Annotated in this window: 10 protein-coding genes; 4 read left to right on the top strand and 6 right to left on the bottom strand. The window is 72.7% G+C overall.

The features are described 5' to 3' along the window. Positions 1–65: 65 nt before the first annotated feature. The 3 genes from OG948_RS17425 to OG948_RS17415 are packed head-to-tail and all read right to left on the bottom strand — an operon-like array spanning position 66 to position 3804. A complete protein-coding gene (locus OG948_RS17425) occupies positions 66–1982 on the bottom strand; it encodes a prolyl oligopeptidase family serine peptidase (protein ID WP_406297446.1) in 1917 nt (638 codons plus the stop codon). A gap of 12 nt (positions 1983–1994) precedes the next feature. After that, the gene (locus OG948_RS17420; RefSeq protein WP_406297445.1) at positions 1995–2525 is read right to left on the bottom strand and encodes a cell wall hydrolase; all 531 of its coding nucleotides are present in this window, start codon (positions 2523–2525) and stop codon (positions 1995–1997) included. Further along, on the bottom strand, positions 2509–3804 hold the full coding sequence (locus tag OG948_RS17415) for a CynX/NimT family MFS transporter (RefSeq protein ID WP_406297444.1): 1296 nt from the start codon (positions 3802–3804) through the stop codon (positions 2509–2511). The genes OG948_RS17420 and OG948_RS17415 overlap by 17 nt, the downstream gene beginning before the upstream one ends. A gap of 562 nt (positions 3805–4366) precedes the next feature. Here OG948_RS17415 and OG948_RS17410 point away from each other — a divergent pair. The 4 genes from OG948_RS17410 to OG948_RS17395 all read left to right on the top strand — a co-directional run bounded on the left by OG948_RS17410 (position 4367) and on the right by OG948_RS17395 (position 9372). After that, a complete protein-coding gene (locus OG948_RS17410; protein ID WP_406297443.1) occupies positions 4367–7318 on the top strand; it encodes a DEAD/DEAH box helicase in 2952 nt (983 codons plus the stop codon). Positions 7319–7376: 58 nt separating this feature from the next. After that, a complete protein-coding gene (locus tag OG948_RS17405; RefSeq protein ID WP_406297442.1) occupies positions 7377–8684 on the top strand; it encodes an SWIM zinc finger family protein in 1308 nt (435 codons plus the stop codon). A gap of 156 nt (positions 8685–8840) precedes the next feature. Continuing rightward, on the top strand, positions 8841–9098 hold the full coding sequence (locus tag OG948_RS17400; RefSeq protein ID WP_395866628.1) for a type II toxin-antitoxin system Phd/YefM family antitoxin: 258 nt from the start codon (positions 8841–8843) through the stop codon (positions 9096–9098). A 13-nt stretch (positions 9099–9111) separates the two neighbouring features. Beyond that, positions 9112–9372, top strand: a complete 261-nt coding sequence (locus OG948_RS17395; protein ID WP_406297441.1) for a Txe/YoeB family addiction module toxin — start codon at positions 9112–9114, stop codon at positions 9370–9372. A 148-nt stretch (positions 9373–9520) separates the two neighbouring features. Here the strand turns inward: OG948_RS17395 and OG948_RS17390 are convergent, their stop codons facing one another. The 3 genes from OG948_RS17390 to OG948_RS17380 form a co-directional block, all read right to left on the bottom strand. Next, positions 9521–10897, bottom strand: coding sequence for a carotenoid oxygenase family protein (locus tag OG948_RS17390; protein ID WP_406297440.1), 1377 nt, complete (start codon positions 10895–10897; stop codon positions 9521–9523). A gap of 81 nt (positions 10898–10978) precedes the next feature. Continuing rightward, positions 10979–12436: an MFS transporter gene (locus tag OG948_RS17385; RefSeq protein WP_406297439.1), complete on the bottom strand. Its 1458-nt coding sequence runs from the start codon at positions 12434–12436 to the stop codon at positions 10979–10981. A 119-nt stretch (positions 12437–12555) separates the two neighbouring features. Next, positions 12556–13059, bottom strand: coding sequence for an SRPBCC family protein (locus OG948_RS17380; protein WP_406297438.1), 504 nt, complete (start codon positions 13057–13059; stop codon positions 12556–12558). Between the last annotated feature and the right edge of the window lie 25 nt (positions 13060–13084).

The following is a 13084-nucleotide window of genomic DNA, read 5'->3' as shown; positions in this document are numbered from 1 at the left end:
CGGGGCCGGGCGTCGAGGATCCGACGCCCGGGCCCCGCGGTTCGGTACGCCGACCCCGTCCTCCACTACGCCGGGTTCGGGATCGGCAGGCCGATCACGCCGTCCACGAACGCGAACTCCTTGCGCATCTGCCGGATGCGCTCCTCGACGACCAGCGAGCCGTGGCCCGCGTCGTAGCGGTAGACCTCGTGCGGTTTGCCGAGCTGCGCCAGGCGCTCGACGTAGTTCTCGATCTGCTTGATCGGGCAGCGTGGGTCGTTCTCGCCGGCGCTGATGTACACCGGCACCCGCACCTGTTCGACGTAGGTCAGCGGCGAGGAGGCGGCCCAGCGCTCGGGTACCTCCTCGGGCGTACCGCCCAGCAGCGTGCGGTCCATCGCCTTGAGCACGTCCATCTCGTCGTGGTACGCCGTGACGTAGTCCGCGACCGGCACCGCGGCCAGCCCCAGCGCCCACGCGTCGGGCTGCACGCCCAGGCCGAGCAGGGTCAGGTAGCCGCCCCACGAGCCGCCGGAGAGCACGATCCGCTCGGGGTCGGCCAGGCCCGATTCGACCGCCCACGCCCGGACCGCGCCGATGTCCTCGAGCTCGATCAGGCCGATCCGCACCCGCAGCGCGTCGGTCCAGTCCTTGCCGTAGCCGGTCGAGCCCCGGTAGTTGACCCGGACCACCGCGAAGCCGTGGTCGACCCAGGCCGCGACGTCCGCCGCGAAGTGGTCGCCGTCGTGCGCGGTGGGTCCGCCGTGGATGTTGAACACGGTCGGGAACGGACCCTCGCCGGCGGGCTTGGACACCAGCGCGTGCACCTTGCCGCCGGGGCCTTCGACCCACGTGTCGGAGACCGGGACCGAGCCGGGCGGCCGCTCGCCGGGCGGGGTGAGCAGCACGTCGCCGGCGGTCGAGCGCAGTTCGGCCGGGGTCGCGCCGTTGGACCAGTGGTACTCGACGCTGCCGTCGGGCCGCGCACCGGCGGCGCCGATGGTGCCGGGCGGGGTGTCGATCCGGGTGAGCTCCTTGCTCGCCAGGTCGTAGCGGTAGAGCTCGGAGCGCCCGTGCTGCTCGTGGTCGATCAGCAGTGCCCGGCCGTCCGGATACCAGTCGGCGGACAGGTCGCCGGGCAGGCCGAGGTCGAGTTCGGTCTCGACGCCGGTCAGCGGCTCCCACAACAGCGGCTCGTCCCGGCCGCGGCGCTGGTGGACGACCAGCATGCGCTGGTCGCCGGCGACCGGGGAGAAGCCCATCGCGGACAGGTCGGAGTCCGGTTGGCCGCCCTCGGGGCCGTCGTGCAGGTCGGCCACCGGCGTGCCGTCCAGGCGCAGGACGCGCAACGAGGAGTGCATCGCGTCGCCGTGCTCGTTGTGCGCGATGGCCAGGTAGGTGCCGTCCTCGGACAGCGCGGACAACCACGCCGACTCGGTGTGCCGGTACACGGTCACCGGCTCGGCGCCCGGGCGCGCGACGTGGATCGTGGAGCCCTCGTCGTCGGTCATCCGCCCGACCACCACGGTGCCGTCGTTCGCCAGGCCGAGGCCGCCGGGGTAGGACGGTTCGAGGCCGGGAACCGCGACCTCGTCCGGGCCGCCGTCGAACGGCTGGCGCATCCACACGCCCAGCTCGTCGCCGTCGGTGTCCGCGAACCACCAGATCCAGCGCCCGTCCGGGCTGATCCGGGAGGACGCGGTGCCGTTGGGCCGATCGGTCACCTGGCGTTGTGCGCCGCTGACCCGGTCCCACGCGTACACCTCGAAGGTGCCGGAGGCATTGGAGACGAAGACGGACTTGGCCGGCGCGTGGTCGGCCCAGCGCGGCAGGCCGATCCGCGCCGCCCGATAGCGGCGTTCCCAGGCCGGGACGGCGGGCGGGGGCGAGCCGGCAGGCGACGGGGACCCGGTGGTCGCGGCGGTGTCCAGGGCGGCGTTGCGGGTCGGATTCGGAGCGGCGTTCGAGGCGGCGTTCGGGGTGCTGTTCTCGGGAGCGGGCATGTCGCAATTCAACTACGGGAGGGGCTGCTTCTGTTCCGTCGTCGGGCGGCACCGCTTGACTCCGAACAGACGTGCGTATCGCGGGCGGGCGGCGAACTGCGCGTACGACCAGATCGCGGGCCGGCCGACCTCCTGGCACAGGTGCAGGACCCGATCCGGGCCCAGGTGTACCCCGATGTGCGCCGCGTAGCCCGGATCCCGGTCCGGGCGTGGGCCGGCGTCGAACAGGAGCAGGTCCAGCGGCTCGGGTTCGCCCACCACCCGGACGGTCGCGGTGTCGTCGGCCCACAGGTCGGACGAGTGCAACGGCGGCACGCGCAGGCCGTGGTGGGCGAGGAAGGCATACGCGTAGAGCTGACAGTTGGCCCCCGCGGCCAGGTCGCCGGGCGCGACGGCCTGCGGGTGTCGGGCGTAGACGTACGGGACGGCCCGAAAGCGTGCGGGCAGGACGGACAGTGACGGGTCGTCGGGAGCGTCGGTCGTCGCCGGCGGGTCGTCGGTCGGGTGGGTTCGCGGTGACAGCGCGTCAGGGGTGTCGGGCATGCTTGGGATTCAATCCGAGGCAGACCACGAGTTCCACCAGCGTCATCGCGAACAGCACGCCGAACACCGCCGTGTACTCGCCGGTCGCGTCGTGGATCGTGCCGAAGACGATCTGCAACACGGCGGCGATCGGGTAGCCGATCAGGAACGTCATCGCGGACAGTCGGCCGGCCGCCGCCGGGCTCGGCGCGAAGCGCACGAGCATCACCAGCATCAACGGGAACGCGCCGCCGAGGGTGAGGCCGAGCAGCGCGATGGTGGGCCACGGTGCCAGATCCGGCGCGAACGCGAGCAGGCCCATGCCGGCCACCGCACCCGCGACGGTGACCGCGAACAGCGGCCTGGGGTCGGTGAAGCGGTCCGCGAGCAGCGGGATCACCAGACCGGAGACGATGCCGGTGAGACCGAACACGGACAGCAACAGGCCCGCGCGCTCGGCACTCCAGCCCTGCTCCTCGTAGGCGGCGGGGACCCAGCCGACCACGCCGTAGTAGGCGGTGGTCTGCATGACGAGGAAGACGGCGAGGATCCAGGCGACGGGTCGACGCCACGGCGAGGCGTCCGCGGCCGGTCGGGTGGCGGGTCCACCGCTCGGCGCGACCGCCACCGGCTTCGCGTCGACCCGCGGGCCCGCCGCGGGCACCTTCCTCACCGGCGCGGTCCGCCGGATTACCGGATACCACGCGAGCAGCCCGAGCACCGCCGGGATCGCGACCACGCCGAGGGAGAGCTGCCAGGACCCGAACGCCTCCGACAGCGGTACGGCGAGCGCGCTCGCACCCGCCGCGCCGACCCCTATCGCCGCGCTGTACAGCCCGGTGACCGCCCCCGCGCGCTCGGCGAAGTGCGTCTTGACCACACCCGGCAGCGCCGCGCCCAGCACCGCGATACCGGCACCGGCCACCAGCGTGCCCAGGAAGAGCAACACGACCGAGGCCGCACCCAGCCGGATCAGCACCCCCACCAGCAGCACGACCACCGACGCGGCCACCGTGCGCTCGTACCCGTACCGGGCCGCCCCCCGATGCGCGAGCGGCGCGAACACCCCCATCGACACCACCGGAATCGCGGTCAACACCCCGGCGGCGGCCCCGGACAGCCCGAGATCGTTCCGGATCGAGGTGAGCAACGGCGGCACATCGGTGATCGCCCCGCGCAGATTGATCGCCACCAGGAACAGCGCGACCAGCGTCAGCACCGCCCCGGGCGCCCGGTCCGTCCCGCTCGACGCCCCCTCGACGACAACAACACGGCGCGACCTCGCGCGGACTGACGGCATGGCTGCACTACCTCGTTCGGGGAGACTGCGACGGTCGGATCGACGATGGCCGGCGGGGCGAGCCGAAGCCGGTCGACCGATCCACCATAGACACCCGCTCCGGGACATCCCGCCGGCCGGCTTCGGGGTGGGAAGCGGCCGAAGCTCACGAGCGGGAGGCCCCGGGTACCGCCATCGCTCCACAATCGTTGCCACCCCGACGCCGCAGCGGTGCCGCCTCTTCGAGGTGTCGGCAGGCGGGGTGATCCGGCGCCGGATCGGCGGACCGGTGTCTCGCAGGGCGATCTCGAGCCGCTGGGTGGGTACGGGCTCGGCGGTCGCGGCGAAGCGTTCCTCGATGCGGAGACGGATTCCGGCACCGGCGCGGGGTCACGGCCGAACAATGTGCCGCAGCCGTCCGCGGTGCGTACCGGCACCGTCGTCGCGCACTGCGCCGGGTGGGTCAAGCCGCTCTTGACACATCCTGTCCACCTGTGTAGGTAGCCTTGGCCTGCCGAGGGTGCGGGCGGACTCCGCGCCGTTCCGAACAGCCGTGGCGACCAGTTGTGGACAGGTGCCAGGAGTGGGTGCAGTGGCGAAGATCTACCCGGTGGCGGAAACCGCGACCCCACGCCTGCCGGGATCCGGCGGGCCGGCCATCGCCGAGTCGGCTGCTGCGGACCGGGAGCGATTCCTTGCCCTGCTGCCCGAACTGGCCGCAGCCGAGGCGGTGTTCCTTCCCGCGGATCCACCCCGGTCGGGACGGGTGGCGTTCTGGACGTCCGGCGGCGAGCCGCCGGATCTCGGGGTGGAAGCCGAGCAACTCACCGTGGTGCGCCCGCGCGGTTCGTCCGTGACCCGGGCCCGGGTGGGCGCCGTGCTGCTGCCGGTGGAGCAGGCTCTGCCGCTGCTGACCCGCTGCCGGGCGCTCGGTGTGGACGGCGGCGGGCGGGTGTCGGCCGGCACCGCGTTCTGGGGCGCGGCGGCCCTGCACGCTCTGGACCTGCTGGCCCGGGGTCGGGTGCTGCCCGGGGTGTCACCGGAGGGCTTCGACGCGTGGCGGGTCGGCCCGCTGGACGCCGACGACCACGAGCGGCTGGGTGCCCTGGCCGCGGCCATGCCTCCCGAGGCCCGCGCGGTCGCGGTCCCCGGGCTTTCCCCGCTTGCCCTTCCGCCGGCAGAGCCGCTGCTACGGGCCTTTCTGGATGCCGTGGCCGATTCCCTCACGCGGCCTCCCGCTGCCCGCCAGGTGGCCGGCGGGCCGGCGTTCGCGGTTCGAGCGCCGCAGTCCGTACCCGGGCAACGCGCCTGGGCGGCGGAGGTCGCCGCCGGCCGCGACGCCGGTCTGGCGGTGTCGTTGCGGCTGGAACTGGGCCGTGCGGACGCCTTCCGAGCCGTGGTCCAACTACGCAGCCTGAGCGATCCCACCGTGCTCGCCGACGCCGCGGATCTGTGGTCCGGCCGGGCCTTCGCCCCCGAACTGTTCGGCCCACGGGCTCGGGTGGACACATTGCTGACGCTGCGCCGGGCCGCGCGCGCCTGGCCCCCGGCCGCGCGGCTGCTGGAGGCGGCCGCCCCGACCGGCCTGGAGCTGTCCGACGAGGAGGCCCGGGCGTTGCTGGGTGAGGCGGCCGAGAGCCTTGCCGCGGCCGGGGTCGCCGTGCACTGGCCCAAGGAGCTGGTCCGCGAGCTGACCGCCGCCGGGGTCCTGGAACCCGCCCGTCGCAAGGGGACACGGTCCTCGGCCGAGTCCTTCCTGTCCTCCGGCGGGCTGTCGGAGTTCCGCTGGCGGGTCGCGCTCGGAGACCGGGAACTCACCGAGGAGGAGCTGGAACGGCTGGTCCGGGCACACCGGCCGATCGTGCGGCTGCGCGACCAGTGGGTGGTCGTGGACCCGGAGTTGGTCCGCCGCCTGCGCCGGGCCGCGCGGTCCGGGACACCGCCGCTGACCGCGATCGACGCCCTGGGCGCCGCGCTGACCGGCGGCGTCGAGGTGGACGGCGAACGGGTGGCGGTCACCGCGAGCGGTGCGCTGGAGGAGCTGCGGTCCCGGATCGCCGACCCCGAGGCCCGCGCCGCGCGCGAGCCTCAAGGGCCCCCGAAGGCTTTGCGCGCGACCCTGCGTGACTACCAACTGCGTGGCCTGAACTGGCTGCACCGGATGACCTCGCTCGGCCTCGGCGGCTGCCTCGCCGACGACATGGGCCTGGGCAAGACCGTCACCCTCATCGCACTCCACCTGCGCCGCCAGGAACGAAAGGCCACCGCCGGCCCGACCCTCGTGGTCTGTCCCGCCTCCCTGCTCGGCAACTGGGAGCGCGAGATCCTGCGCTTCGCACCGGCCACCCCGGTACGCCGCTTCCACGGCCCCGGCCGCGACCTGGACGGGCTTGGGACGGGAGCCGAGGGCGGCTTCGTCCTGACCACCTACGGGACCATGCGGCGCGACGCCGAACGCCTCGCGGACCGGCCCTGGGGCCTGCTCGTCGCCGACGAGGCCCAGCATGTCAAGAACCCGTACGCGCACACCGCTCGGGCGCTGCGCGAGATCCCCTCGCGGGGTCGGGTCGCGCTGACCGGCACCCCGGTCGAGAACAACCTGTCCGAGCTGTGGGCACTGCTCGACTGGACCACCCCCGGCCTGCTCGGCACGCTCACCTCCTTCCGCGACCGCTATGCCAAGGCCGTCGAGGGCGACCGCGACGAGCAGGCCGCCCGGCGACTGGCCGCGCTCGTTCGCCCCTTCCTGCTGCGCCGGCGCAAAGCCGACCCGGGCATCGCGCCCGAACTGCCACCCAAGACCGAGACCGATCAGCCGGTGTCGCTGACCAAGGAACAGGTCTCGCTGTACGAGGCACTGGTACGCGAGCTGATGGCCGAGATCGAGGGGAAGCAGGGCATCACCCGACGCGGTCTGGTGCTGAAACTGCTCACCGGCCTCAAGCAGGTCTGCAACCACCCCGCGCAGTTCCTGAAGGAGCCGGCCGGCGCGAAGCTGCCGGGCCGCTCCGGGAAACTGGAACTCCTGGACGAACTCCTGGACACCGTGCTGGCGGAGGAGGGATCGGCCCTGGTTTTCACCCAGTACGTGGCCATGGGCAGGCTGATCGAGCGTCACCTGGCCGAGCGCGGCGTGGACACGCTCTTCCTGCACGGAGGCACCACGGTCAAGCGCCGTGAGGAGATGGTCGACGCCTTTCAGAGCGGCGAGAAGAAGGTGTTCCTGCTGTCCCTCAAAGCCGCCGGGACCGGCCTGAACCTGACTCGGGCCGGACACGTCATCCACTACGACCGCTGGTGGAACCCGGCGGTGGAGGACCAAGCCACCGACCGCGCCTATCGGATCGGACAGACCCAGCCGGTACAGGTGCACAAACTGATCGCCGAGGGGACCGTGGAGGACCGGGTCGCGGAGATGCTGCGGCACAAGCGCGAACTCGCCGACTCGGTGCTGGACTCGGGCGAGGCGGCCTTCAGCGAACTCGGCGACGACGAACTGGCCGAACTGGTCGCGCTGCGAAGGACGGGACGATGACCGGGCGTGCCGGGGCGGACCAGGAGGCCACGCCGGTGACGCCGCGAAGGACGGGACGATGACCAAGCGCACCCGGTCGGACCAGGAAGCCGTCCGCACCTTCGAGGCGTTCCCGTCCACCAAGGGCAGTCGAGCGCCGTTCGCCGAGTCCTGGTGGGGCCGCGAATGGCTGCGCGCCCTGGAGGAGTCCTCCCTGGACTCCGGGCGCCTCCAGCGCGGCCGGACCTACGCGCGCGGCGGCGCGGTGGGCCGGGTCACCATCACCCGCGGCACGGCCGCCGCCCCGGTGCAAGGTAGCCGCCGCACCCCGTATCGCTCCAGGATCCGGGTCGAGCCGCTGACGGACCGACAGTGGGACCAACTGCTCGACATGATCGCCGAGCGGGCCGCCAACATCGCCGCTCTCCTCGACGGCGAGATGCCCGCCGGACTCGCCGACGACGCCGCGGCCGCCGGCGTCCCGCTGCTGCCCGGTCCCCGCGACCTCGATCCCCAGTGCAGTTGTCCCGACTGGGGTTACCCCTGCAAGCACGCCGCCGCGCTGTGCTACCAGGTCGCCCGACTGCTGGACCGCGACCCCTTCGTGCTGCTGCTCCTGCGGGGGCGCGGCGAGCGGGAACTGATGGACGAACTCGGCCGTCGCAACACCGCTCGCGCGGCGGCCGAAGCCGCGGCCGACGCGGTGAGCGCGGGCCCGGCCGTACCTCCGGCCCGGGCCGGTGATCCGGCCGGTCTCGCCTTCGCCGCCCGCGCCGAACCGCCGCCCCTGCCCGCGCCGCCGGCATTGCCCGAACGGCCCGGTCGAGGCCCCGCACTGGTGGACTCGGCGGTCCCGGAGCCCGGTGTGGACCCCGCCGCGCTCGAACTGCTCGCCGCCGACGCCGCGACGCGCGCCCATCACCTGCTGGCCGCGGCCCTCGGCGAGCGGCACGCCGACACCGCCCCACCCGTCCCGCTCACGGAATGGCAGGACGCCGTCCGCCTGGCGGCCGCCCACCCCACGCCGGAGGTTCTCACCCGGATCTCCTCGAACTGCGGCCGTACCCCCGGCGAACTCGCCGCGGCCACCCGCGCGTGGCGGCACGGCGGCGCGGCATCCCTGGAAGTGCTGGAAAACCACTGGACGCCACCCGCCACCCGCCTGGAACGCGACCGCGAGGCGCTGCGGGCGAACTGGCCCGACGGCAAACCACCCCGACTCCGCTCCTGGCGCAACCGCTGGACCGTCGAGGGCCGAGCCGCCCAACTCCGCCTGGGCCGGGACGGCCTGTGGTACCCGTACACCAAGGACCGAGGCACCTGGTGCCCGTCCGGCCCCCCGGACGCAGACCCCGCCGTCGTCCTGACCGCCCTCCTCGAACCCTGACGCTGCCCTCGGACCGCTCGCGGGTCCTGGTGACGGCGGAGTTGTCTGGCGTGCGCGGATCGTGGGTCCGGGGCACCCGGCCGCGGGTGTCGTGCGGAGACTTGCCGCCCCACCACAAGCGACGTACAGTTTCTTGTACTTAGAGGAGGGTGGACCATGAAGACCATGACGTACTCCGAGTCTCGCGCGCGGTATGCCGAGGTGCTCAACTCCGTCAACGACGACCGCGAAGAGGTTGTCATCACCCGAGCCGGACACGACCCGGTCGTCATCGTCTCCCTGGAGGACTACGAGTCCCTGAAGGAGACCGCCTACCTGTTGCGAAGCCCTGCGAACGCCCGGCGTCTGCTCGCCTCCATCGACGAGTTGGAAAACGGCGGCGGCACCGTACGCGAACTGACGGCCGACGAGTGAGGATCGGCGGCGTATGAAGATCACGTTCTCTTCCCGCGCCTGGGAGGACTACCTGTGGTGGCAGCTTCAGGACCGGAAGATCCTGAAGCGCATCAATACGCTCATCGCGGACATCTCCCGGAAGGGCAACGAGGGGATCGGCAAACCGGAACCGCTCAAGCACGGGTTCCAGGGCTACTGGTCGCGCCGCATCAACGACGAGCACCGACTGATCTACAAGGCCACCGAGGACACGGTTCTGATCGCGCAGTGCCGCTACCACTACGAGAACTGACCCGCCCCAAGCGGATCGGGCTCATGGACGGCGTACGCGTCCGGGGGTCGTTGCTCGGTGACGACTCGGGGCGGGCTGTTTCGTGTGTTGGGTACGTGCGCGGCCCCGCACTCGGTGTGCGGGGCCGCGGGGGAGTCGGAGGGGCGGGTCAGCGGGCGTCCGGGATCCAGGAGCCGTGGATCATCGCGGGGACCCGGCGGGGGAGGTGGACGGTGGCGACCGGGGGTGCGGTCAGGTCGCGGGCATCGAGGACCAGGAGCCGGGAGCTGTCGGTGTTGAGATCGCCGACGACGCTGAGGAGGTATCCGTGGTCCTCGGCGGCGGCGTTCGCGGCGGGGACGAAGACGGCCTCGCTGGGGAGTTGGCCGACGCCGACGGGGCGCAGCTGCCGGGCGCCGGTGGCGCGGTCGTACTTGACGAAGGTGTGGTTGCCGACGCCGTCGTCGTCCGGGAAGGCCAGCGCGTACTGGTAGCGGTGCGGCCGGCCGAGCAGCGTCTCGTTGATGGTCGGGAACTCGACGATCAGGTCGTCGGTCTGCTCCTCGCGGGCCACGCCCTCGGTCAGGTCGATCGTCCACCGGCGGCCATGGGAACCGGAGTTGGGCTCGGCGCCGCGACCCGGCGCGCCGACCCACCAGTTCCAGGAGCGCTGCCAACCGGTGCGGTCCACGGTCGCGCCCTCGACGATGACGCGGCCCAGGGCGTCCTGGTACGCGTTGGCGAAGTGCATACCGAATCCGGCGCCGACGTCGAACCAGCGGATGTTCGCCGCGCCGCCGGGACCCATCGGCATGACGCCGACGCGGCAGGGCTGCGCGTCGCTCCAGCCGTACGGGATGCCGGAGGCCTCCGTGGGGTCGAAGGTGACCGATCCTTCGAGGAACACGACGTAGTCCTCGGTGATCGCGAAATCGTGCTTGAGCGCGGCGGATGCGCCGGGCACGTCCTGGCTGAGCGTCAGATCGCCCTGCGGGGAGACCACGTAGTGGGTGAGGAACGGCGGGAACGGCGACGACGCGAAGAAGTGCAGTTCGCCGGTGGCCGGGTCCTCCTTGGGGTGCGCGGTCATGAAGGACTTCAGCTTGCCGCCGAAGTCGTAGGCGCCGACGGTGTCCAGCTCGGGGGTGAGCTCGTACGGCAGCGCCGACTCGCACAGGGCGAGCAGTCGGCCGCCGTGCTCGATGACGTGGGTTCCGGCGGTGCTGACGGTGAAGTCCGGGCCGTGCTCGGTCATGTACGGCGCGCCGTCCAGGGCCGGCGTGCGCACCCAGCGGTTGCGGTACCACTCGGCGCGGCCGTCGCGGAGCCGGATGCCGTGGACCATGCCGCTGCCCTTGAACCAGTGGCTGGGGGTGACGCCGGGCTTGGGGTTGTGGCCGGCGCGGAGCAGGCTGCCGGTGAGCTCGGGCGGGAGGGTGCCTTCGACGGTCAGGCCGGTGGCGGTGATCTCGTCGGCGACGGGGGTGTAGTGGCCGGTGAGGTAGGGCTTGCGGGCGGCGGGCCGGGCTGCGGCGGTGGTGTCCATGTCGGGTTCCTTCCGGGCTGCGGTTCTCGGGTCTGCGGGTCGGGCGAGGTGGTGTGGGGTGTGCTTCGGTCGAGGCGGAGTTCAGGGAGTCGGCGTGGTCCGCCGGGTGAGCAGGGGAGTCAGCAGGGCGCCGACGGCGGCGATGCCCGCGGAGACCAGGAAGGCGGTGCGATAGCCGTCGGTGAGCGCGACCTCGTGGGGGACCGCCGATCCGGCGGCATCGGTGCGCGCGGTGGCGAGGGTGCCGAGTACGGCCAGCCCCAGCGCGCCGCCGATCTGCCGTGTGGTGTTGACCAGTCCGCCGGCCGACCCCGCGTCGGCGGTCGGGACTCCGGCGACGGCCGCGCCGGTGAGTTGGACGAAGGCGGCGCCGAGGCCGAGGCCGACGACGACGGTCGGGCCGAGGAGGTCGCCGAGGAAGCTGCCGTCCGCCGATATCCGGGAGAGCCACAGGAAGCCGCCGGCGATGGTGGCCATACCGGCCGCGAGCACGGCGCCCGGTCCGAACCGCCGGGCTAGCCGTGGTGCGGCGGCTGCGCCGACCATGTTGGCCACGGCAAGCGGGAGTTGTGTGAGCCCGGCCCGCAAGGGGGTGTATCCGAGGGCTTGTTGCTGGTAAAGCGGCAGGAAGAAGAACAGGCCCACCCACACGCCGCCCAGCAGCGTCATCATGAGGTTCGCCGGGGTGACCGCTTCGGACCTGAGCAGGCGAGGCGGCAACAGCGGTGCGCTGTGGCGCCGTTCCAGCAGCGCGAACAGGCCGAGCAGGGGTATGGCGACGGCGATCGCGGTCAGGACCCGGGGGTCGGTCCAGCCGTCGCGGCCTGCGGTGGTCAGGCCGTAGACGAGGCCGACCAGTCCGAGTGTCACCGTCGCGGTGCCGCGGAGGTCGAAGGAGCGGGTGCCGTGGTGCACGGCCGGTTGTGTGCCCGGCAGCAGCCGGGCGGAGGCGGCCAGCACGGCGGCGCCGAGCACCGCGACCGCCACGAACACCGCACGCCAGCCGAAGGCTTCGGTGAGCACGCCACCCAGGAGGACGCCCGCGGCGCCGCCCGCTCCCGATACCGCGCCCCACACGCCGAGCGCCTTGCCCCGCGCCGGTCCCGGTGCGAAGGTCCGCATGACGAGCGCCAGCGCGGCCGGTGCGATCGCGGCGGCGCCCAGCCCCTGGGTGGCCCGCGCGGCGATCAGCAACCACGGTGCGGTGGACAGTGCCGCCGCGACCGACGCGGCGGTGAAGACGGCGAGTCCCGCGAGCAGGACGCGGCGCCGGCCCAGCAGATCGGCGAGCCGTCCGCCGGGCAACAGCAGCGCGCCGAAGGCGAGGCCGTACGCGTTGACCACCCACGCCATCCCGTCACCCGACAGGCCGATCCCGTCGCGGACCTGCGGCAGGGCGACGTTCACGATCGACGTGCTCAGCACCACCGCGAACTGCGCGGCCGCGAGGACGGCCAGCACCCGACCGGCCGGGACGGCGGCCGGATCCGTGGCGATGGGGGGCGGGTCCGCCGGTTGGGCGAGGGGTGCCGAGGACATGGGGGGACTCCTGTTCCGAGGTCGTCTCGGTGCGGCGATAGTGTGTGATTGATCAATCATGCTTTGTCGCAAAAAGAACGCCCCAAGGGGCCGCGCACGAGCGCCACGCGAGCGCCGCGTCAGTCGCAGCGTTCCGCGCGCCGCTTGAGGTTGTTCAGCCAGTGGTCGAGCGAGCCGTCGAGCGCCTGCTGCAGGAACTCCTTATTCGCCTCGACGGGTTCGCCGGTCCAGGACTCCTCGGTGTGGACGCGCACGCCTTCCTTGGTCTTGGTGAACGTCCACACGTGGACCGCCGTGATGCCCTGGGCCGGCCCGCCCCACACGATGCGCCGCTTCGGGTCGACCTGCTTGACCGTGGAGGTGATGTCCTCCAGGCCCTCGGTCGACCAGACCCACGACGATCCCGGACGCAGCGGCCCCGGCGTCTGCTTGACCACCGAGCTCACGCCGGGCTGCCAGGCAGGCCATGCCTCGACGTCGGTCTGGATCCGCCACACCCGGTCCAGCGGCGCGTGGATGGTGATGTCGTCGCGGGTGATGACCGGGGCCTTCTCGTCGATGCCGATCGGGCTGTGTCCGCCGGGCGAGAAGGCGAGCGGGATGGCGATGGCGGCGGCGAACATGGGGGACTCCTTGGGGGTGGTGGTG

The sequence above is a fragment of the Embleya sp. NBC_00888 genome, from assembly GCF_045207655.1.
Taxonomy (GTDB): domain Bacteria; phylum Actinomycetota; class Actinomycetes; order Streptomycetales; family Streptomycetaceae; genus Embleya.
Note: the sequence above shows the minus strand (reverse complement) of the source record. Positions and strands in the feature narration are given on the sequence as shown.

Bases quoted from the DNA above. Each gene is read 5' to 3' on its own strand.
- OG948_RS17380 (WP_406297438.1), bottom strand. From the start codon at position 13,059: ATGTTCGCCGCCGCCATCGCCATCCCGCTCGCCTTCTCGCCCGGCGGA.
- OG948_RS17390 (WP_406297440.1), bottom strand. From the start codon at position 10,897: ATGGACACCACCGCCGCAGCCCGGCCCGCCGCCCGCAAGCCCTACCTC.
- OG948_RS17415 (WP_406297444.1), bottom strand. From the start codon at position 3,804: ATGCCGTCAGTCCGCGCGAGGTCGCGCCGTGTTGTTGTCGTCGAGGGG.
- OG948_RS17425 (WP_406297446.1), bottom strand. From the start codon at position 1,982: ATGCCCGCTCCCGAGAACAGCACCCCGAACGCCGCCTCGAACGCCGCT.
- OG948_RS17400 (WP_395866628.1), top strand. From the start codon at position 8,841: ATGAAGACCATGACGTACTCCGAGTCTCGCGCGCGGTATGCCGAGGTG.
- OG948_RS17395 (WP_406297441.1), top strand. From the start codon at position 9,112: ATGAAGATCACGTTCTCTTCCCGCGCCTGGGAGGACTACCTGTGGTGG.
- OG948_RS17405 (WP_406297442.1), top strand. From the start codon at position 7,377: ATGACCAAGCGCACCCGGTCGGACCAGGAAGCCGTCCGCACCTTCGAG.
- OG948_RS17385 (WP_406297439.1), bottom strand. From the start codon at position 12,436: ATGTCCTCGGCACCCCTCGCCCAACCGGCGGACCCGCCCCCCATCGCC.
- OG948_RS17420 (WP_406297445.1), bottom strand. From the start codon at position 2,525: ATGCCCGACACCCCTGACGCGCTGTCACCGCGAACCCACCCGACCGAC.